Origin of the sequence: Burkholderia sp. PR2 (genome assembly GCF_052372875.1) — a bacterium.
Taxonomy (GTDB): domain Bacteria; phylum Pseudomonadota; class Gammaproteobacteria; order Burkholderiales; family Burkholderiaceae; genus Burkholderia; species Burkholderia diffusa.
This window is the reverse complement of sequence record NZ_JBQRWH010000004.1, coordinates 1,421,894-1,442,996: the sequence shown is the minus strand read 5'-3', so window position 1 is coordinate 1,442,996 and position 21,103 is coordinate 1,421,894. Positions and strand designations below refer to the sequence as shown.

The window sequence follows — 21,103 nt, the reverse complement described above, 5'->3', positions numbered from 1 at the left end:
GTGATGAATTCTTCCGAAGCCTTCGTTTCCGCCTGCCGCGACGCGATCGGCGCCACCTACGTTCTGACCGATCCGCACGACACCGAGCCGTTCCTGATCGACTGGCGCCGCCGCTACCAAGGCCGCGCGTGCGCGGTGCTGAAACCGGCCGATACGGCCGAAGTCGCCGCGCTCGTCCGGCTCGCGAACACGCATGGCGTCGCGCTCGTGCCGCAGGGCGGCAACACGGGCCTCGCCGGCGGCGCGACGCCTGACGCGAGCGGCGGCCAGGCCGTGCTGAGCCTCGCGCGCCTGAACCGCGTGCGTGCGCTCGATCCGCACAACAACACGATCACGGTCGAAGCCGGCGTGATCCTCGCCGACGTGCAGGCGCGCGCCCGCGAAGGCGGCCGCCTGTTCGCGCTGAGCCTCGCCGCCGAAGGCAGCTGCACGATCGGCGGCAACCTGTCGACCAACGCGGGCGGCACCGCGGTGCTGCGCTATGGCAACGCGCGCGAGCTGTGCCTCGGGCTCGAGATCGTGACGCCGCAGGGTGAGACCTGGGACGGCCTGCGCGGCTTGCGCAAGGACAACACGGGCTACGACCTGCGCGATTTGTTCATCGGTGCGGAGGGCACGCTCGGGATCATCACGGCCGCCGTGATGAAGCTGCATCCGCTGCCGGCCGCGCAGGTCACCGCGCTGGCCGCGCTCGAGTCGCCGCACGCGGCGCTCGACTTCCTCGCGCTCGCGCAGCGCGCGGCCGGCCCGCTGTTGACCGGCTTCGAGCTGATGTCCGACTTCTGCATGCAGCTCGTCGGCAAGCATTATCCGCAACTGCGCTATCCGTTCGACCGCACGCATGCGCAGACGGTGCTGCTCGAACTGTCGGACAACGAAAGCGAAACGCACGCACGCGCGCTGTTCGAAAAGCTGATGGAAGAGGCGTTCGAGGCCGGGCTCGTGGTCGACGCGGTGGTCGCGGAAAATCTCGCGCAGTCGCGCGCGTTCTGGGATCTGCGCGAACACATCCCGCTCGCGCAGGCCGACGAGGGACTGAACATCAAGCACGACATCGCGGTGCCGATCTCGTCGATCGCGCGCTTCATCGACGAAACCGACGCGGCAATCCAGCAGGCCGCGCCCGGCGCACGGATGGTCACGTTCGGCCACCTCGGCGACGGCAACCTGCACTACAACGTGCAGACGCCCGAAGGCGGCGACCCGAAGGCGTTCCTCGCGGAATTCCAGAAGCCGATCAATCGCATCGTCTACGACAACGTGCACCGCCACCACGGCACGATCAGCGCGGAGCACGGGATCGGCCAGTTGAAGATCGACGACGCACAGCGCTACAAGTCGCCGGTCGAAACGGCACTCATGCGCACGCTGAAGAACGCGCTCGACCCACGCGGGCTGATGAATCCCGGCAAGGTCCTGCGCTGAAGCCCCCAACCCGGAGCGATGTCCATGAGAGTTCGCGTCCTTTCCGACCTGCATCTCGAAAGCAACCAGCCCGACACGATCGCGCATGCCGATGCGGATCTCGTCGTGCTGGCCGGCGACATCCACAATCACGCGGAAGGCCTGCGCTGGGCCGCCGAAACGTTCGACACGGACGTGCCGGTGATCTACGTGCCGGGCAACCACGAGTACTACGACGGGGAATTCGGCGCGCTCGAAACCGCGATGCGCGACGCCGCGCAGGCGATCGACAACGTGCATTACCTGAACAACGGCGTGTACGTCGATCCGGCGCAGCGCTTCCGCGTGCTGGGTACGACGCTGTGGTCCGATTTCTCGCTGTTCGGCGCCGACGAGACGAGCATCGCACGCGCGATCGATGCCGGCATGCGTGTGATGCTCGATTTCAAGGGCTTGATCCAGGTGACGTGGCCGCACGATGCGGCACTGCATGCGGCGGTGGCGCCGGAGCGGGATTTCACGCCGGCCGACGCGATCGCGCTGCACCGGCAAGGCCGTGCGTGGCTGGAAGCACGGCTCGCGACGCCGTTCGACGGCCGCACGATCGTCGTCACCCATCATGCGCCGCACCTGCGCTCGCTGGCCGAGCGTTACGCGGAAGACCTCGCATCTGCGGGATTCGTCACGGACATGGCTGAACTCGTGCGGCCGCCCGTGGACCTGTGGATCCACGGCCACACGCATACATCATTCGATTACGTGACCGACAGCGGCACGCGCGTGGTGTGCAACCCGCGCGGCTATATCCACCGGCGCACCGGCGAACTGGAAAATCCCGCGTTTGCGTGGGACAGAGTGGTCGAACTCGGCTGAGCGCCCGGCCGTCGGGGCGCGTGATGCGGCCCTTCCCGATCCGAAAGGCCGCCCGATCAGCGATCGGCGCGGCGCGATCCGTTCGACGACGGGCGCACCCGCACCGGCACCGGCTTCATCCGTGCCTTCATCGCGCGCAGCAGATCGCGCGTCGCCGCGGCGGCAGCAGCCGCACCAAGCAGAACTCCAAGGCCGATCATCAGTTGCGTATCCATTGCGACTCCGGGTATGGGCAGATCCAAATCTCTCTGATTTGAACAGTATCAAACTGTCCGCCGTCCGAGGGTAAAAAAATGTTGCGCGAAGGACAAATCTCGTCAGATCGGGGTCGACCGCGCGCTCATGTCGCAGCCGTGAACTGCGCGAGCGCGGCTTCGTCGGCTTCGAGCGTGGCCGGCAACTCGTCGCGCAAAAAATCGACCCAGGTGCGGATTTTCGCGTCGAGGTACTGGCGCGACGGATACAGCGCGTAAATGTTCATCACGTGCGACCGGTATTCGGGCATCACGCGCACGATGTGCCCGCTGCGCAGCCCGCCGATCGCCGAATAGAGCGGCAACCCGCCGATCCCCATTCCTTCCCGCACGGCCACCGCGAGCGCCTCTGCGACGTTCACGCGGAACGGCGGCGCCGTGATCGGAATCACCTCGTCGCCTCGCGGCCCCGACAGCGACCACTCGTCGAAGTGAAATCCCGGCGCGACCATCCCGAGACAGACGTGGTGCTCGAGATCCGCGGGAGTCCGCGGCACGCCGTGCGCGTCGACATAGCCGGGCGACGCGCACACGACGCTGTAGCTCTCGCCGAGCCGCTGCGACACGAGCCCCGAATCGGGCAGGTCGCGGCCGACGACGATCGCGACGTCGTACCCCTCGTCGAGCAGGTCGGGCATCCGCTGCGCGAGCGTCAGTTCGACGTGCACGTCCGGATAGCGCTGCCGATAGCGCGCGATGGCCGGCACCAGGTAGTGCTGCCCGAGGCTCGTGAAGCAATGGACCTTCAGCTTGCCCGACGGGCGCGCGTGCGCGTCGCCCGCTTCGGCCTCGGCCTGGTCGACGTACGCGAGGATCTGCTCGCAGCGCTGCAGGTAGCGCTCGCCTGCCTCGGTCAGCGCGATCCGGCGTGTCGTCCGGTTCAGGAGGCGCGTGCGCAGATGCGCCTCGAGATCCGACACGGCGCGCGACGCGTAGGCAGTAGTCGAATTCATCTGCTGGGCGGCCGCGGTAAAGCTTCCCGCGTCGACCACGCGGACGAATACCCGCATGTTTTGTAGCGTATCCATCGCATTACCCGTTTGAATCCGGATGGATTGTTGCACAGGGTCGAACAAATATTATCTCAGGATTCGTAAAAATGACTTGCATCCTTGTCCATTTATTCAGGAATCACTGAAAAATATAATCGCATCCGACTCATCTATATCCGAAAGGGAGAAAATCGTGCAGTCTCCGGCAACAAAAGGGACGCTGGCACTGGCGGTTCTTGCAGTCTCATTAATAATGGCCGGGTGCGCGAGCATGGGCGACAACAAGCCGCAGTCCGCCCGCATCGAAGCGAACACGCTCGATGCCGGTGCCGCCATCCGCGCGGCGAACCGCGACGCGGGCTGGCCCGCGTCCGACTGGTGGCGCGCTTACCGCGACCCGCAGCTCGACGCGTGGATCGCCGCCGCGCAGGCCGGCAACCCGACCCTCGCGGCCGCCGAGGCCCGCGTTCGCGAAGCGCAGGCGATGGCACGCGTGGCCCGTTCCGCGGAATTGCCGCAGATCAACGGCAACCTGTCGCTGATGCGCCAGCACTGGCCCGATAACGTCTACTACGGCCCGGGGCCGCTCGCCAACACCGACACGTGGAACAACACCGGCACGCTCGGCCTGTCGTACCACCTCGACCTGTGGGGCAAGGACAAGAACGCGACCGAGCGCGCGCTCGACACCGCGCATGCGACCGCAGCCGACGCACGGGCGGCGAAGCTCGAGCTCGAGGTCAACGTCGTACGCGCGTATGTCGGCATGTCGATGAACTACGCGCTGCTCGACCTCGCGCACGAAACGTTCGAACGCCAGCGCTCGCTGGCCGATCTCGCGCGCAAGCGCCTGCAGGCGGGCCTCGGCACGCAGCTCGAAGTCAGCCAGGCCGAATCGACGCTGCCCGACTACGAGCGCCAGATCGACAGCTATGAAGAAGCGATCCAGCTCGCGCGCCACCAGCTCGCCGCGCTCGCGGGCAAGGGCCCGGGCGCCGGCGATGCGATCAAGCGGCCGAGCCTGACGCTCGACGCGCCGGCCGGCTTGCCGTCCGCCATGCCGGCCGACCTGCTCGGCCGCCGCCCGGACGTCGTCGCGGCCCGCTGGATGGTCGACGCGCAGGCACGGGGCATCGATGTCGCGAAAGCCGCGTTCTACCCGAACATCGATCTGCTCGCGACGGTCGGCGGCTTCGGCGTGACCGCGCCGTTCGCCGACTTCCTGCGGGCGATGAACGGCGGCTGGACCGCCGGCCCCGCGCTGTCCCTGCCGATCTTCGAAGGCGGCCGCCTGCGCGCGCAACTCGGTGCGGCCGACGCCGGCTACGACCAGGCGGTCGAGCGCTACAACCAGACGGTCGTCGGCGCGCTCAAGGACATCGCCGACCAGGTCGTGCGGATCCGCTCGCTCGATACGCAGAAGAAGGACGCCGCGCGCTCGGTCGCCGCCAACGACCGCAGCTACCAGCTGTCGCGCGAAGGCTTCCGCCGCGGGCTAACCGATTACGTGAACGTGCTGGTCTCGCAACAGCAGCTGCTGCGCGCGCAGGAGACGGCGGCCCGCATTGACGCCGAGCGCCTCGCCGCGCACGCGCAGCTGATGGCCGCGCTCGGCGGTGGCGTCGAGACGGAAACAGACGTTCAGGGCGGCCATCCGCCGCATGACGAATCCGCCGCGAGTGCCGCGTCGGCCGCACGGTAACGCGGAGCAACCGTCATGTCCGCCTCCTCCCCCGCTTCCACGCACGCCGCCGGCCCGCTCGCGGCCTGGTCCGCCGCGTTCGGCGACTGGGCCCGCAGCGACGGCGCCGCGTGGCTCTATCTGTTCAAGGCACTGCTCGCCGCGTTCATCGCGACCGGCGTGTCGATGCGGCTCGACCTGCCGGCGCCGAAGACGGCGATGACCACGGTGTTCATCGTGATGCAGCCGCAAAGCGGCGCGGTGCTTGCGAAGAGCTTCTACCGGGTCGCCGGCACGATCTTCGGGCTGATCGCGACGCTCACGTTCGTCGGGTTGTTCCCGCAGCAGCCGCAGCTGTTCCTGCTGGCCGTCGCGCTGTGGGTCGCCCTGTGCACGGCCGGCGCCGCGCGCAACCGCAACTTCCGCAGCTACGGCTTCCTGCTCGCCGGTTACACGACCGCGCTGATCGGGCTGCCGGCATCGCAACATCCGGACGGCGCGTTCATGAGCGCGATGACGCGGGTCGCCGAGATCATGGTCGGGATCGTGTCCGCAGGCGTCGTCAGCGCGCTGGTGTTTCCGCAGTACACCGGCCAGCAGATGCGCACGACCGTGCGCAAGCGCTTCAGCAGCTTCGTCGACTACGTCGCGGCGGCGCTGTCGGGCCAGCTCGACCGCGCGCACATCGAAACCATCCATGCGCGCTTCGTCGCGGACGTGGTCGGCTTCGAAGCGGCGCGCAGCATGGCCGTGTTCGAGGATCCGGACACGCGGATGCGCAGCGGCCGCCTCGCGCGGCTGAACAGCGAGTTCATGAGCGTATCGAGCCGCTTCCACGCACTGCACCAGTTGATGAACCGGCTGCGCGCGGCCGGCGCGCAGGCCGCGATCGATGCGATCGAGCCGTACTTCCGCGAAATCGCGCCCCTTCTGACGCGCAATGGCGAACCGGTACGCTCGTCGACCGACGCCGCGCTCGCGGCTGAACAGCTGCTCGCGTGGCGCGACGCGCTGCCGCGCCGCATCCGCGTGACGCGCGCCGCGCTCGAGACGCAACCGGATTTTCCACTGCTCGACTTCGACACGGCCACCGAGCTGCTGTACCGCTTCATCACGGACCTGCACGAATACGCGGCGACCTATGCGTCGCTGTCGACCCCGACGCACGAGCGCGAACGCTGGATCGAGCGCTACGAACCGCGCACCAACGTGACGGCGATGGTGATCGCGGCGATTCGGACCGCGACCGTGATCCTGGTGCTCGGCTGGTTCTGGATCGAAACCGCGTGGCCGAGCGGCGTGACGATGACGCTGACGGCCGCGGCCACCTGCGCGCTCGCGTCGTCGACGCCGCGCCCGACCGCGATGTCCGCCCAGATGGGCATGGGTACCGCGCTGGCGGTATGCACGGGCTTCCTGCTGACATTCGGCATCTACCCGCACATCGACGGCTTCCCGCTGCTGTGCGCGGCCCTCGCGCCGCTGCTCGCGATCGGCATCTTCATGACGTTGAAGCCGAAGCTCGCGGGCTACGGGATGGGCTACCTGATCTTCTTCAGCTTCCTCGCCGGCCCCGACAACATCACGCACTACGACCCGATGAGCTTCATGAACGACGCGCTCGCGCTGGTGCTGTCGATGCTGGTCTCGGCGATCGCGTTCGCGGTGCTGTTTCCGCCGACCGCGCCGTGGCTCAAGAAGCGGCTGTTCGCCGACCTGCGCCACCAGGTGGTCGCCGCATGCCACGCACGTCTGGCCGGACTGCGCACGCGCTTCGAGAGCGGCGCGCGCGACCTGATGTTCCAGGCGCACACGCTATCGGCCGACCAGCCCGACGTGCAGCGCGACGCGCTGCGCTGGATGTTCGCGGTGCTGGAGACGGGCAATGCGGCGCTCGACCTGCGCACCGAACTGGCGATGCTGCCGTCCGACCCGCGCTATGCGCCGACGACGTCGTGGCGACGCGCGATCGAGACGATGCGCACCGCGCTGTCCGCGCTGTTCCGCAAGCCGAACGCAGCGCGCTTCGACGCGACGCTCGACGCGGTCAACGCCGCGATCGACGCGACCCGGCAGACGCTCGATGCGTTCACGCCGTCGCGCGAGGAGCGTCATCGGCTGCAGCGCATCCTGAGTCATCTGCATTTCGTACGCACGGCGCTGCTCGATCCGGAATCGCCCCTCGAGCCGCTCAACCGCAATCGCCCCGTGCGTCCCCAACAAGGAGCCTCGTCATGATGCCGCGTGAAATCGCCATTCTCGATGCCTACATGCCCACGGTGGTCCTGATGTTCGTCCTGGGCGCGCTGGCGACCTGGGCCGTCGACCGCCTGCTTGCCTATACGGGCCTCTACCGTCTCGTCTGGCACCCGTCGCTGTTCCGCGCGTGCCTTCTCGTCTGCATTTGCGGCGGACTGAGTCTTGCCGTTTACCGTTGATTCCGAACCATCATGATTCTCAGAAAACTCTTCGGCTTCGTCGCGACCGCCGTCATCCTTCTCGTCGCGATCCTGATCGGGCGCTCGCTGTGGGTGCACTACATGGACGATCCGTGGACGCGCGACGGGCGCGTCCGTGCCGAGATCGTCAACGTCGCGCCGGACGTGTCGGGCGCGATCGTCGAGCTGCCGGTGCATGACAACCAGCTCGTGAAAAAGGGCGATTTGATCATGCAGATCGACCCGTCGCACTATCAGATCGCGGTCGAGCAGGCGCAGGCGGCCGTCGCCGCCCGCCGCGCGGAACTGCAGATGCGCCGCGACGACGCGGCCCGTCGTGCCGACCTCGACGCGCTCGTCGTGTCGAAGGAAAACCGCGAGAACGCGGCGCACAGCGCATCGAGCGCCGACGCGCAGTACCAGCAGGCAATCGCCGCGCTCGACGCCGCGAAGCTCAATCTCGAACGCACGCGCGTGGTCGCGCCGGTCGACGGCTACATCACGAACCTGCAGACGTTCAAGGGCAACTACGCGGTGGCCGGCCAGGCGAAGCTCGCGATCGTCGACAGCCATTCGTTCTGGGTCTACGGCTACTTCGAGGAGACCAAGCTGCCGCGCGTGAAGGTCGGCGCACCGGCCGAGATGCGGCTGATGAGCGGCGGCGTGATGAAGGGCCATGTCGAGAGCATCTCGCGCGGCATCTACGATCGCGACAACCCGCAAAGCCGCGACCTCGTCGCGGACGTGAACCCGACCTTCAACTGGGTGCGCCTCGCGCAGCGCGTGCCGGTGCGCATCCGCATCGACGAAGTGCCGGCCGACGTGGTGCTGTCGGCGGGCACAACCTGCACGGTCATCATCGATCCGGACAAGCAGAAGAAGTCGTGACGGCACTCCGGCCGGGCGCCACCGCACCCGGCCGCGTCATTCCCAGAAGAACCGGTAAGGCAGGAACGGCGACGGGCCGAGCCCGTATTCGCCGAGCATGTTGCGCATTCGCATCGCGAAGCCGACGGCGCCGATCAGGGCCAGCGCAACGATGACGTGCCGGCGCCGGATCCCCGGCACGTGCTGTATCGGCACGAACTGACAGCCCATCGCGAACAGTACGAGCCACTGGAAGCGCAGCCCCGCATAGCTGACCCGCGCGAGCGCGAAGCTCGCGATCTCGCAGACGAACAGGAACACGAGCGTGCGCGGCATGCGCGCCAGCAGCACCCAGCCGGCAGCGAGCGTCAGCATCGCAAGGCCGAGCGGTGCGCCGCCCGATGTCTGCGCGGGCGGCGTGAACGCCGCATACAGGCCGACCTTCGCGAGCAGCGCGTCGTGATGCATCGCGAACAGCACGCCGCCGATCGCGACTGCCAGCCCCGCATAGCGCAGCAGGCGCAACCGTCGGATCTGCAGCAGCACGACAAGCAGCGCCGCCGACACGTGCATGCTGGTCGCCGCGGCAGCGAACGCGAGCGACGCGCCGTGCCGCCTGCGCGCCCACGCGTCCGAAGCAAGCTTCGCGACACAGAACGCGACGCCGTAGCGCACGCCGCTCATCGCCATGTCGTAGAAGAACAGCGGAAAGATCAGCGTGGCGAACACACATGCGTCCTCGGCGCTCCGGCCGAACGCGGCCACGCAGGCGACGACGACCAGCAGCGACAGGATCGCCATCGCGATGTGCGGATCGTGCCCGAGCCACCCAAGCGCGCGCACGAGCCAGACGAAGCCCGGTTCGAGCGTGCGCGGCACGACCTTCAGGTTACCGCTCCAGATGCCGGAAATGATGTCGTGGTAGATCGCCGTGTCGGTGCCCGTCCGGCCCCGCAGCACGGCGAACGCGGCGGCCGGCGCGATGCCCGCCGCGAGCCATCGCCACGCGGCCGTGCGCGTGCGCATTCCGATCGCGGCGGACGCGAGCATCCACACGTATCCCGTCAGGTAAATCGTCATCGTCGTTGTTACGACCCGCTCGGCGTGCTGTCGCCCCGGAGTCGGTGCGACCGCGCCGCGCGGATCTGGCCCCCAGCTATGTGGAGGCGCATTGTAAGGGATTGCGTGCGGGCCGACTGCACGGACTGTCACCGATCGACAGCAGCCCGCCAGCCTGCGCGTCGCCCACGGACGGCTCGCGACGGTGTGGGACGAAGCGACGCTCAGGCCGCGATGCGAAAGCGTCCGACCAGCGACTTGAGGGCCTGCGCCTGCTCGTCGAGCGCATTCGCTGCTGCGGCCGCCTGTTCGACGAGCGCCGCGTTCTGCTGCGTGCCCGCATCCATCTGCGTGACGGCGCGGCCGATCTCGTCGATTCCCGCGCTCTGCTCGTCCGACGCCGCGGAGATCTCGCCGATGATGTCGGTCACGCGCTTGACCGCCCGCACCACGTCGTTCATCGTGCGTCCCGCATCGTGCGCGAGCGCCGCGCCGTTCGCGACGCGCTCGACCGACGCGCCGATCAGCGCACGGATCTCCTTCGCCGCGGTCGCCGCGCGCTGCGCGAGCAGCCGCACCTCGCCCGCGACCACCGAAAAACCGCGTCCCTGCTCACCCGCGCGCGCCGCCTCGACCGCGGCGTTCAACGCGAGAATGTTGGTCTGGAACGCGATCCCCTCGATCGTGCCGATGATGTCGCGAATGTTCTTCGCGCTGTCGTCGATCTCGCTCATCGTCGCGACCACACGCCCGACGACTTCGCCGCCCACCTCCGCGACGGCCGACGCATTGGCCGCGAGCGTGCTCGCTTGCCGCGCGTTCTCGGCATTCTGCCGCACCGTCGACGTGAGCTCCTCCATGCTGGCCGCGGTGCGCTCCAGCGCGACGGCCTGCTGCTCGGTGCGCCGCGACAGGTCGAGGTTGCCGGTCGAGATCTCGCCGGACGCGGCCGCGATCGCCTCGGCGCTGACGGCGATCTCGCCGACGGTCGCCGCGAGCCCGGTCTGCATGTCGGACAGCGCACGCACCATGCTGTCGCGGTCGTGCCGGCCGAGCGGTATATGCCGTGTGAGGTCGCCGCGCGCGATGTCGGCGGCGATCGCCTTCGCCTCCGCGGGCTCGCCGCCGAGCTGCGACGCGAGGCGGCGCACGACCCCTTCGGCAATCGCGATCGCCAGCACGATCAGCGCGGCCGTCATCGCCGCGATCATCGCGAACGACGACGAGAAGATCGTTGCGGACGCATCGAGCGTCGCCTTCGACTTCGCGCCGCGCGTCTTCACCAGCATCGCGACGAGCTTTTCGAGCTTGCCGGTCTCGACCAGCAGCGACACGTCCTGCGTGCCGACTTGCCAGTTCATCTGCGACAGGTCGAGCGGCTGCGCCTGCACGAGCGCGACGAAATCGCGCAGATGGCCGCTCCACGTGCCGACCGCCATCGAGAACGCGCGCAGTCGCGCGGAATCGTCCGCATCGGACGGATCCGCGTATCGCTGCAGCGTCGCGAGCGCCTGGCCGATCGACGCGAGCCCCGCGCCAACCTCGGCGCCCAGGTCGTCGCGCTCCTTCGCGGTGGTCGCGGTCAGCAGCATCTTCTGCGCGCGGCTCGCGCGTAGCACCTCGGCGCGCACCTCCTCCGCCGCCCGGCTCGCGACGTGCCCCTGCTCATAGACCGACGCAATCGACGCGTTCAGCCGGCTGATCTGCCACAACGAAAACACGCCGATCGCGAGCGTGCCGGCCAGCAGGATCGCGAAGGCCGCGCGCAACGTCGCCTTGACCGTCCACGACCGGCGTTCGCGCCCGGCTGAGCGCGCGCGCCATGCGGCGGGCCTGACGGCTGCGTCGGATGCGGCGGCGGCCGCAACCGGCCTCGGATGCAATGAAGCTGCTTTCATCGATATTTCCCCGTATTGATCATGCCGCTGGAAAGGTCGGTTCCGGCGGCCGGCATTGCCGCGATGGCCCGCCATGCCGCGCGCCCTGCGCTCGCCCGGCTCGTGGCCGGTGCCGCACGTGGCGCACTTGTGATGTCGCTGCGTCGTTCTACGGCCGCCATCGGCGCGCCTTGAGTCCGGGCAAACACCGATCCGGTCCCGCGCGGCCCGATGAAAGGCGGACCCGCCGCAGCGTCGCAGCGTTATACATGGCCAAAAAACGCGTCATGGCCGAATCGTCACAGCAATGTCCGAATCGCGACAAAACTTGTCCTGACATTCTCGATGCGCCACATTAGACTTCTTTGACGCAACAACGATTCGAACGCGCCGATCCCCATCAGAGCGCGTCCCGCCACCTCAACTCGCTCAGCTCACATGGAAACCAGCCTCGATACGGGCGCCGGCGCAACAGCCGCAGCCCAGCCGTCTGCCCCACCCGCTCCGCGTACCGTTTACCCCGTGCTCGGCGCGATCAGCTTCTCGCACATGCTCAACGACATGATCCAGTCGTTGATCCTCGCGATCTATCCCATGCTCAAGAGCCAGTTCGCGCTGTCGTTCGCGCAGATCGGCCTGATCACGCTGACCTACCAGATCACCGCGTCGCTGCTGCAGCCGCTTGTCGGCCTGTACACGGACAAGCGGCCGAAACCGTATTCGCTGCCGGTCGGGATGGGCTTCACCCTCGCGGGGCTGCTGCTGATGTCGGCCGCGCAGAACTTCCCGACGCTGCTGGCGGCGGCGGCGCTGGTCGGCTGCGGCTCGTCGGTGTTCCATCCGGAATCGTCGCGCGTCGCGCGGATGGCATCGGGCGGCCAGCACGGGCTCGCGCAGTCGCTGTTCCAGGTCGGCGGCAACGCAGGTTCGGCACTCGGGCCGCTGCTCGCCGCGCTGGTGATCATTCCGCACGGCCAGCACAGCATTGCGTGGTTCTCGGCGGCCGCGCTCGTCGCGATGGTCGTCCTCACGCAGATCGGCCACTGGTACAAGAAGCATCCGTCGATGAAGAAGAAGGCCGCGGCGGCCGGCCATCCGACGCTGTCGCAGGGCCGCGTGCTCGCCGCGATCGGCGTGCTGGTGCTGCTGGTCTTCTCGAAGTACTTCTACCTCGCAAGCATCAACAGCTATTTCACGTTCTACCTGATCGACAAGTTCCACCTGTCCGTGCAGGCCGCGCAGATCCACCTGTTCGTGTTCCTCGCGGCGGTCGCGGCCGGCACGCTGATCGGCGGCCCGGTTGGCGACCGGATCGGCCGCAAGTACGTGATCTGGGTGTCGATCCTCGGTGTCGCGCCGTTCACGCTGCTGCTGCCGTACGCGAACCTGTTCTGGACAAGCGTGCTGAGCGTGATCATCGGCGTCGTGCTGGCGTCGGCGTTCGCCGCGATCCTCGTCTATGCGACGGAGCTGATGCCCGGCAAGGTCGGGATGGTCGCTGGCCTGTTCTTCGGCTTCGCGTTCGGCCTGGGCGGCGTGGGTGCCGCCGTGCTCGGCCAGCTCGCGGATGCGACGAGCATCACGTTCGTCTACAAGGTGTGCTCGTTCCTGCCGCTGATCGGCGTGCTGACGGTGTTCCTGCCGAACCTCGAAAGCAGCCGGCGCAAGAAGACGTGACGAACCGGCCGCGGCATGTGTGCCGCGGCCGGCCGACCGATTCGAAGGGAAAATGCGACGGCGGCTTCAGGCCGCCGTCGTCGCATGCAGCGAAAGGAAACGCTTGAGGATGCCGGACGAATAGCTGCTCGCGATCGCCGACAGGAAATGCGAGAACGACTGCGTCGCGTGATCGTCGGCCGTATCGGAGATCGTGCGCACGATGGCGAACGGCACGTCGTGCTCGGCGCACACCTGCGCGATCGCCGCACCTTCCATCTCGACCGCGAGTGCGTCCGGCAGCGCGTCGCGCAGCGCGACGACTTCCCGCTCGCTCGACACGAAGCGGTCGCCGCTGATGATCAGCCCGCCGTGCAACGTCGCACCCGCCAGCCCGAAACGCTCGGCGAACCGCGCGCCCTCCTCTGCGACGAACAGCGTGCACGCGGCCTTCAGACGAGCCGTCAGCGCCGCATCGGTCGCGAACCGCGTGATGCCGAGCAGCGGCACCTCGTAGCGCGGAAACAGCGGCGACGCGTCGAGATCGTGCTGCAGCAGCAGATCGGCGACGACGACGTCGCCGACGCGTACCGTGCGCGACACGCCGCCGGCGACGCCGGTGAATACGATGCCGGACACGCCGAACACATGAATCAGTGCGCTGACCGTCGCGGCGGCCGCAACCTTGCCGACCCGCGCGAGCGTGACGACGCAGGCCGCGCCGTGCACGGTGCCGACGTGATAATCGCGGCGACCGAGCGTGATCGTCTTCATCACGCCTTCGGCACGCATCGCGGCGATCAGGTCGCCGAGTTCCTCGGGCAGCGCTGCCAGAATGCCGAGCGGGCGCGTCGAAACCGTTTCAGTCATGGCGATGGTCATCATTCCACCGCCTGCAGTTTCGCGACCGCCAGCGCGAGCCACTTCTCGCCGTGCCGTTTGAACTTCACCTGCGCCTTCGCATCGGCGCCGTTGCCTTCGAGCGCAGTGACCGTCCCCTCGCCGAACTTGGTATGGAATACCTGCTGGCCGATGCGGAAGCCGGTGTCGGCCGCGCGCTGCTTGTTCGCGAACGCCGGCAGCGGCGCGGAGACCGCCGCGTCGACGACCTGCTCGCGACTGCCGCCGCCCGGCCGCGCGAACCAGTCGCGCCCCCAGCCGGCGTTGTCCGAGCGGCCGCCCCAGCGCGAGCCCGCCTCGACCTTCGGCGTGAGCCACTTCAGCACGTGCTCCGGCAATTCGTCGAAAAAGCGCGAGCGCACGTTGTATCGCGTCTGGCCGTGCAGCATCCGGCTCTGCGCGAACGACAGGTAGAGCCGCTCCTTCGCGCGCGTGATCGCGACGTACATCAGCCGCCGCTCTTCCTCGAGACCATCCGATTCGAGCACGCTGTTCTCGTGCGGGAACAGCCCTTCCTCGAGGCCGGTGATGAACACGGCCGAGAATTCGAGACCCTTCGCCGCGTGCACCGTCATCAGCTGCACCGCGTCCTGGCCGGCCTGCGCCTGGTTGTCGCCGGCTTCCAGCGACGCGTGCGACAGGAAGCCCGCGAGCGGCGTCATCGTGTCGGGGTTCTGCGCGGGGTCGCCGAGCGGCGCCGGATCGAGCACGTCGACTGTCGGATCGTCCACGGCCACGCCAAGCTCCGGCGCCGCGATCGCGCCCGCGCGCAGCGGAATCGAGCGGGCCGGCGCATCGAGCCCGTAACCTTCCTCGCTGACGAACGCGGTGGCCGCGTTCACGAGTTCCTGCAAGTTCTCGAGGCGGTCCTGGCCTTCGCGCTCGCCCTGGTAGAAATCGGCGAGGCCACTCGCGCGCACGACGTATTCGACCGTTTCCGGCAGGCTCATCTGCTGCGTCTCGGCGCGCATCTTCGCGACGAGGTTCGCGAACGCGCCGAGGCTCGTGCCGGCCTTGCCGGTGACGTACGGGATCGCCGCGGCCATCGAGCAGTCGTACAGGCGCGCGGCGTCCGCGAGCTGCTCGATCGAGCGCGCGCCGATCCCGCGCGTCGGGAAATTCACGACGCGCACGAACGCGGTGTCGTCGTTCGGGTTGTCGATCAGGCGCAGGTACGCGAGCGCGTGCTTCACTTCCTGGCGCTCGAAGAAGCGCAGGCCGCCGTACACGCGATACGGGATGCCCGACGTCATCAGCGTGTGCTCGATCGCACGCGACTGCGCATTGCTGCGATACAGGACGGCCACCTCGCTGCGCGACATCCCGGTGTTGATCAGCGAGCGGATCTCCTCGACGATCCAGCCGGCTTCCTGCGCATCGGTGCTCGCCTCGTACACGCGCACGGGCTCGCCATGGCCGGCGTCGGTGCGCAGATTCTTGCCGAGGCGATGCGAGTTGTTCGAGATCAGCTGGTTCGCCGCGTCGAGGATGTTGCCGTGCGACCGGTAGTTCTGCTCGAGCTTGATCAGGTTGCGCACGCGGAATTCGTCTTCGAAGTCGCGCATGTTGCCGACGTTCGCACCGCGGAACGCGTAGATCGACTGGTCGTCGTCGCCGACGGCGAAGATCGCGTTCTCGCCGCCCGCGAGCATCTTGAGCCACGCATACTGCAGCTTGTTGGTGTCCTGGAACTCGTCGACGAGGATATGCTTGAAGCGCGCCTGGTAGTGCGCGCGCAGCGGCGCGTTGTACGCGAGCAGCTCGTAGCAGCGCAGCAGCAGCTCGGGGAAGTCGACGACACCCTCGCGCTGGCACTGCTGGTCGTACGCCTGGTAGAGCTCGACGAACTTGCGGTTGAAGTTGTCGGACGCGTCGACCTTGTCGGGACGCAGCCCCTGCTCCTTCGCGTTGTTGATGAAGTACTGGACGTTCTTCGGCGGATATTTTTCGTCGTCGACATTCGCCGCCTTCATCAGCCGCTTGATCGCGGACAACTGGTCGGCCGTATCGAGGATCTGGAAGGTCTGCGGCAGGCCGGCGTCGCGCCAGTGCGTGCGCAGCATCCGGTTGCACAGCCCGTGGAACGTGCCGATCCACATGCCGCGCGTGTCGATCGGCATCATCGCCGACAGCCGCGCCATCATTTCGCGCGCGGCCTTGTTCGTGAAGGTGACGGCAAGCACGGTGGCCGGCGACGCGTAGCCCTGCTGAATCAGCCACGCGATGCGCGTGATCAGCACGCGGGTCTTGCCGCTGCCCGCCCCCGCGAGGATCAGCGCCGGTTCGTTCGGCAGCGTGACGGCGGCGTATTGTTCAGGGTTCAGATTGGCGAGCAGATCGGGCATGGAGCGGCAGCGGACGTGCGAGAAAAGTGCGGACCCGCCATTATAAGTCGGCCGCGCGATGCCGTTTTCGATCCGTTCCGCCGCATGCCGTCGCCCGCGTTGCGGCGCCCCTGCGACCTGCCCGCGCGGGCAAGCAATGGCTGGCCGATGTGCATCCATTTATAATTGTCAGATTCGGCATCCAATTCACGCATTTTTCGGCAGATTTCCACCATGAGCGACAACACGCTTGCGAAGAGTTTCGAGCCCCGCACCATCGAGTCCCAATGGGGGCCGGAGTGGGAAAAGCGCGGCTATGCGGCCCCGGCCTTCGATCCGGCCCGCCCCGATTTCTCGATCCAGTTGCCGCCGCCGAACGTGACGGGCACGCTGCACATGGGCCACGCGTTCAACCAGACGATCATGGACGGCCTCACCCGCTACCACCGGATGCTCGGCGAGAACACACTGTGGCTGCCCGGCACCGACCACGCGGGGATCGCGACCCAGATCGTCGTCGAGCGCCAGCTCGACGCACAGGGCGTGTCGCGCCACGACCTCGGCCGTGAGAAGTTCGTCGAGCGCGTGTGGGAATGGAAGGAAAAATCCGGTTCGACGATCACCGGCCAGGTGCGCCGCCTCGGCGCGTCGCCCGACTGGTCGCGCGAATACTTCACGATGGACGACAAGATGTCGGCCGCCGTGCGCGACGTGTTCGTCACGCTCTACGAACAGGGCCTGATCTACCGCGGCAAGCGCCTCGTCAACTGGGATCCGGTGCTGCTCACCGCGGTGTCGGATCTCGAGGTCGCGAGCGAAGAGGAAAACGGCCACCTGTGGCACATCCGCTACCCGCTCGTCGACGGTTCGGGCTCGCTGACCGTCGCGACGACGCGTCCCGAGACGATGCTCGGCGACGTCGCTCTGATGGTCCATCCGGAGGACGAACGCTACGCGCACCTGATCGGCAAGCTCGTCACGCTGCCGCTGACGGGCCGCGAGATCCCGGTGATCGCCGACGACTACGTCGACCGCGAGTTCGGCACGGGTGTCGTGAAGGTCACGCCCGCGCACGACTTCAACGACTACCAGGTCGGCCTGCGCCACAACCTCACGCCGATCGAGATCCTGACGCTCGACGCCAAGATCAACGACAACGGCCCCGAGCAGTATCGCGGCCTCGACCGCTTCGACGCGCGCAAGGCGATCGTCGCCGACCTCGATGCGGAAGGCTTCCTCGACTCCGTGAAGCCGCACAAGCTGATGGTGCCGCGCGGCGACCGCACGGGCGTCGTGATCGAGCCGATGCTGACCGACCAGTGGTTCGTCGCGATGACGAAGCCGGCGCCGGAAGGCACGTTCAACCCGGGCAAGTCGATCACCGAAACGTCGCTCGACGTCGTGCGCAACGGCCAGATCAAGTTCGTGCCGGAAAACTGGACGACCACCTACTACCAGTGGCTCGAGAACATCCAGGACTGGTGCATCTCGCGCCAGCTGTGGTGGGGCCACCAGATTCCCGCATGGTACGGCGAGAACGGCGAGGTGTTCGTCGCACGCAACGAGGAAGACGCGCGCGCGAAGGCCGCCGCGCAGGGCTACACGGGCGCGCTGAAGCGCGATGAAGACGTGCTCGACACGTGGTTCTCGTCGGCGCTCGTGCCGTTCTCGTCGCTCGGCTGGCCGAACGAAACGCCTGAACTGAAGCACTTCCTGCCGTCGTCGGTACTCGTCACGGGCTTCGACATCATCTTCTTCTGGGTCGCCCGGATGGTGATGATGACGACGCACTTCACCGGCAAGGTGCCGTTCCACACCGTCTACGTGCACGGCCTCGTGCGCGACGCGGAAGGCCAGAAGATGTCGAAGAGCAAGGGCAACACGCTCGACCCGATCGACATCGTCGACGGCATCGACCTCGAGACGCTGGTCGCGAAGCGCACGACGGGCCTGATGAACCCGAAACAGGCCGCCACCATCGAGAAGAAGACGCGCAAGGAATTCCCGGACGGCATCGCCGCGTTCGGCACCGACGCGCTGCGCTTCACGATGGCGTCGATGGCGACGCTCGGCCGCAACGTGAATTTCGACCTCGCGCGCTGCGAAGGCTATCGCAACTTCTGCAACAAGCTGTGGAACGCCACGCGCTTCGTGCTGATGAACTGCGAAGGCCACGACTGCGGCGCCGACAAGCCGGAAGTGTGCGGCGCGGGCGACTGCGGCCCCGGCGGCTACCTCGACTTCTCGGCGGCCGACCGCTGGATCGTGTCGCTCCTGCAGCGCACCGAGGCCGACATCGCGAAGGGCTTCGCCGACTACCGCTTCGACAACATCGCCACCAGCATCTACAAGTTCGTGTGGGACGAGTACTGCGACTGGTACCTCGAACTCGCGAAGGTGCAGATCCAGAACGGCACGCCGGAACAGCAGCGCGCGACGCGCCGCACACTGCTGCGCGTGCTGGAAACGGTGCTGCGCCTCGCGCACCCGATCATTCCGTTCATCACCGAAGCGCTCTGGCAGAAGGTCGCGCCGCTCGCCGGCCGTTATCCGCAAGGCAAGGCCGAGGGCGAAGCGTCGCTGATGACGCAGGCGTATCCGATTGCGAACCTGCAGAAGATCGACGAGGCATCGGAGCAATGGACGGCCGACCTGAAGGCGATCGTCGACGCGTGCCGCAACCTGCGCGGCGAGATGAACCTGTCGCCGGCGACCAAGGTGCCGCTGCTCGCGGCCGGCGATGCCGAGCGCCTGCGCTCGTTCGCGCCGTACGTCCAGGCCCTCGCCCGCCTGTCGGAAGTGCAGATCCTGGCCGACGAAGCCACGCTCGACCAGGCGGCGCACGGCGCGCCGATCGCGATCGTGGGCCCGAACAAGCTGGTGCTGAAGGTGGAAATCGACGTCGCGGCCGAACGCGAGCGCCTGTCGAAGGAAATCGCGCGTCTGACGGGCGAAATCGCGAAGTGCAACGCGAAGCTCGGCAACGAGGCGTTCGTCGCGAAAGCGCCGCCGGCCGTGGTCGAACAGGAGCAGAAGCGCGTCGCGGAATTCCAGAGCACGCTGGAAAAACTGCGCGCTCAGCTCGATCGGTTGCCTGCGTAACAAACAGTAAGGTCGTTTGCGTTCACTATAATCGGAACGTGAACATAGACTGTCTGACAAGTCGATTACAGGAATAAAGGTTCGATCATGTTGAAAGTCACCAAGGCGGTATTCCCCGTTGCCGGTCTCGGCACGCGGTTCCTCCCGGCAACGAAGGCGAGCCCGAAGGAAATGCTGCCCGTCGTCGACAAGCCGCTGATCCAGTACGCCGTCGAGGAAGCGATCGCCGCAGGCATCACCGAGATGATCTTCGTGACCGGGCGCAGCAAGCGCGCGATCGAGGATCACTTCGACAAGTCGTACGAAGTCGAGGCCGAACTCGAGGCGCGCGGCAAGGAGAAACTGCTCGAACTCGTGCGCAGCATCAAGCCGAGCCACGTCGACTGCTTCTACGTGCGCCAGCCGGAAGCACTCGGCCTCGGCCATGCGGTGCTGTGCGCGGAGAAGCTCGTCGCCGACAATCCGTTCGCGGTGATCCTCGCCGACGACCTGCTCGACGGCAACCCGCCCGTGATGAAGCAGATGGTCGATGTGTTCGACCACTATCACAGCTCGGTGATCGGCGTGGAAGAGATCCCGCCGTCGGAGACGAAGTCGTACGGCATCGTCGACGGCAAGGAATGGGAAGAGTCGATCGTGAAGATGTCGGCGATCGTCGAGAAGCCGGCGCCGGAAGTCGCGCCGTCGAACCTCGGCGTGGTCGGCCGCTACATCCTGAAGCCGCGGATCTTCCAACACCTGCGCGCGCTGAAGCCGGGTGCGGGCGGCGAGTTGCAGCTCACCGACGCGATCCAGGCGCTGCTCGCCGATGAACAGGTGCTGGCGTACAAGTACCAGGGCACGCGCTACGACTGCGGCAGCAAGCTCGGCTACCTGAAGGCGACGGTCGAATTCGCGCTGCGCCACCCGGAAGTCGGCGCAGAGTTCGACGCGTACCTGCGCGCGCGCGGCAACGGGCACCCGGCTGCCTGAACGCGGCACGGGCCGGCCTCGCCTGCGCGGCGGGCCCGCCCTCACCTCACGGCCGGCGCGTCAGCGCATGGCGGCCGACTTCACCGAGACGACGCTTGGCATTGCGCCCGCGTCGTCTTTTTTCGTCTTCACGAGCCAGCCGTCGCCCTGCTCGAACGGCAGCTTCGCGAGCGCGCTCTTCACGAGCGTCGGCGCGGCCCGCTGCGTGCCCGCATCGCGATCGCGCATCGACGCCGACACGCGATAGACGTCGGCGCCCGACTTCGCGTCGACGAAACGCAGCGTCAGCACGTGGCGGTACACCTTGCCGGCGAACGGCAGCGCCAACGGTGCCGGCCCGTCGACGGTCACGCACGCGCTGCTTGCCGCACCGCACTGGTCGGCCGTCGCCGCAACCGACGCCGGCTGCGTCGCGTATGCGATCGACAGCCGGTAGCGCGCGGCCTGGCCGGGCTGCGCGTCGAAGCCGCGGTGCGCGAGTTCGTCGCGCACGAGCGTCTCGATCCGCCGGTATTCGGCGTCGTCCGCCTGCGCGGCCGTGCGAACGAAATCGTAGACGTGCGCCCCGGATTCGAACGCGGTCGGCTGCCCGAGCGCGCTCACGCCGGTCGTGACGCCGGCGCAACCCGTCAACAGCGCCACCGCCACCGCGGTCGCTGCCCATTCCTTTCTCATGACTTCCCCCAAATGCCTGCCGTCGTGCC

15 protein-coding genes and 1 pseudogene are annotated in these 21,103 nt (G+C 67.5%); 9 read left to right on the top strand and 7 right to left on the bottom strand.

The annotated features are described in order from the left end of the window. Positions 1-3: 3 nt before the first annotated feature. Entirely contained in the window at positions 4-1,425 is a 1,422-nt protein-coding gene (locus tag ACT2FV_RS23915; RefSeq protein WP_151049676.1) for an FAD-binding oxidoreductase, read from the top strand. A gap of 24 nt (positions 1,426-1,449) precedes the next feature. Then, complete coding sequence (locus tag ACT2FV_RS23910; RefSeq protein WP_124903734.1) at positions 1,450-2,277, top strand: metallophosphoesterase; 828 nt, start codon at positions 1,450-1,452, stop codon at positions 2,275-2,277. Positions 2,278-2,333: 56 nt separating this feature from the next. Here ACT2FV_RS23910 and ACT2FV_RS23905 read toward each other — a convergent pair whose 3' ends face one another. Next, positions 2,334-2,492 (bottom strand): hypothetical protein, encoded by a 159-nt coding sequence (locus tag ACT2FV_RS23905; protein ID WP_170296438.1) that lies wholly within the window; start codon positions 2,490-2,492, stop codon positions 2,334-2,336. A 125-nt stretch (positions 2,493-2,617) separates the two neighbouring features. Beyond that, positions 2,618-3,559: a LysR family transcriptional regulator gene (locus tag ACT2FV_RS23900; protein ID WP_059606568.1), complete on the bottom strand. Its 942-nt coding sequence runs from the start codon at positions 3,557-3,559 to the stop codon at positions 2,618-2,620. A 157-nt stretch (positions 3,560-3,716) separates the two neighbouring features. Between ACT2FV_RS23900 and ACT2FV_RS23895 the strand changes: the two are divergent. From ACT2FV_RS23895 to ACT2FV_RS23880, 4 genes and pseudogenes are all read left to right on the top strand, one after another. After that, positions 3,717-5,219 (top strand): annotated as a pseudogene (locus ACT2FV_RS23895) (efflux transporter outer membrane subunit); the annotation flags it as partial. A 21-nt stretch (positions 5,220-5,240) separates the two neighbouring features. Continuing rightward, on the top strand, positions 5,241-7,442 hold the full coding sequence (locus tag ACT2FV_RS23890; protein WP_444504940.1) for an FUSC family protein: 2,202 nt from the start codon (positions 5,241-5,243) through the stop codon (positions 7,440-7,442). After that, the gene (locus tag ACT2FV_RS23885) at positions 7,439-7,642 is read left to right on the top strand and encodes a DUF1656 domain-containing protein (RefSeq protein ID WP_011351756.1); all 204 of its coding nucleotides are present in this window, start codon (positions 7,439-7,441) and stop codon (positions 7,640-7,642) included. The genes ACT2FV_RS23890 and ACT2FV_RS23885 overlap by 4 nt, the downstream gene beginning before the upstream one ends. Positions 7,643-7,654: 12 nt before the next feature. Next, complete coding sequence (locus ACT2FV_RS23880) at positions 7,655-8,530, top strand: efflux RND transporter periplasmic adaptor subunit (protein WP_047900486.1); 876 nt, start codon at positions 7,655-7,657, stop codon at positions 8,528-8,530. Positions 8,531-8,566: 36 nt separating this feature from the next. On the opposite strand, the gene ACT2FV_RS23875 is transcribed toward ACT2FV_RS23880, so the two are convergent. After that, positions 8,567-9,589 (bottom strand): EpsG family protein, encoded by a 1,023-nt coding sequence (locus tag ACT2FV_RS23875; protein ID WP_444504939.1) that lies wholly within the window; start codon positions 9,587-9,589, stop codon positions 8,567-8,569. Between the two features lie 203 nt (positions 9,590-9,792). After that, positions 9,793-11,466: a methyl-accepting chemotaxis protein gene (locus ACT2FV_RS23870; RefSeq protein ID WP_444504938.1), complete on the bottom strand. Its 1,674-nt coding sequence runs from the start codon at positions 11,464-11,466 to the stop codon at positions 9,793-9,795. A gap of 417 nt (positions 11,467-11,883) precedes the next feature. On the opposite strand from ACT2FV_RS23870, the gene ACT2FV_RS23865 reads away from it, so the two are divergent. Beyond that, complete coding sequence (locus tag ACT2FV_RS23865; protein WP_059606563.1) at positions 11,884-13,122, top strand: MFS transporter; 1,239 nt, start codon at positions 11,884-11,886, stop codon at positions 13,120-13,122. A gap of 66 nt (positions 13,123-13,188) precedes the next feature. On the opposite strand, the gene ACT2FV_RS23860 is transcribed toward ACT2FV_RS23865, so the two are convergent. Beyond that, positions 13,189-13,986, bottom strand: a complete 798-nt coding sequence (locus tag ACT2FV_RS23860) for a 5'-methylthioadenosine/adenosylhomocysteine nucleosidase (RefSeq protein WP_124903726.1) — start codon at positions 13,984-13,986, stop codon at positions 13,189-13,191. Next, positions 13,983-16,346 (bottom strand): UvrD-helicase domain-containing protein, encoded by a 2,364-nt coding sequence (locus tag ACT2FV_RS23855; protein WP_059606559.1) that lies wholly within the window; start codon positions 16,344-16,346, stop codon positions 13,983-13,985. The genes ACT2FV_RS23860 and ACT2FV_RS23855 overlap by 4 nt, the downstream gene beginning before the upstream one ends. A 213-nt stretch (positions 16,347-16,559) precedes the next feature. Between ACT2FV_RS23855 and ACT2FV_RS23850 the strand changes: the two genes are divergently transcribed. Next, entirely contained in the window at positions 16,560-19,427 is a 2,868-nt protein-coding gene (locus ACT2FV_RS23850; RefSeq protein WP_444504937.1) for a valine--tRNA ligase, read from the top strand. An 87-nt stretch (positions 19,428-19,514) separates the two neighbouring features. Further along, a complete protein-coding gene (gene galU / locus ACT2FV_RS23845) occupies positions 19,515-20,399 on the top strand; it encodes a UTP--glucose-1-phosphate uridylyltransferase GalU (RefSeq protein WP_059606556.1) in 885 nt (294 codons plus the stop codon). Positions 20,400-20,459: 60 nt separating this feature from the next. Here the strand turns inward: galU and ACT2FV_RS23840 are convergent, their stop codons facing one another. Next, positions 20,460-21,074, bottom strand: a complete 615-nt coding sequence (locus ACT2FV_RS23840) for a DUF4136 domain-containing protein (RefSeq protein WP_444504936.1) — start codon at positions 21,072-21,074, stop codon at positions 20,460-20,462. Between the last annotated feature and the right edge of the window lie 29 nt (positions 21,075-21,103).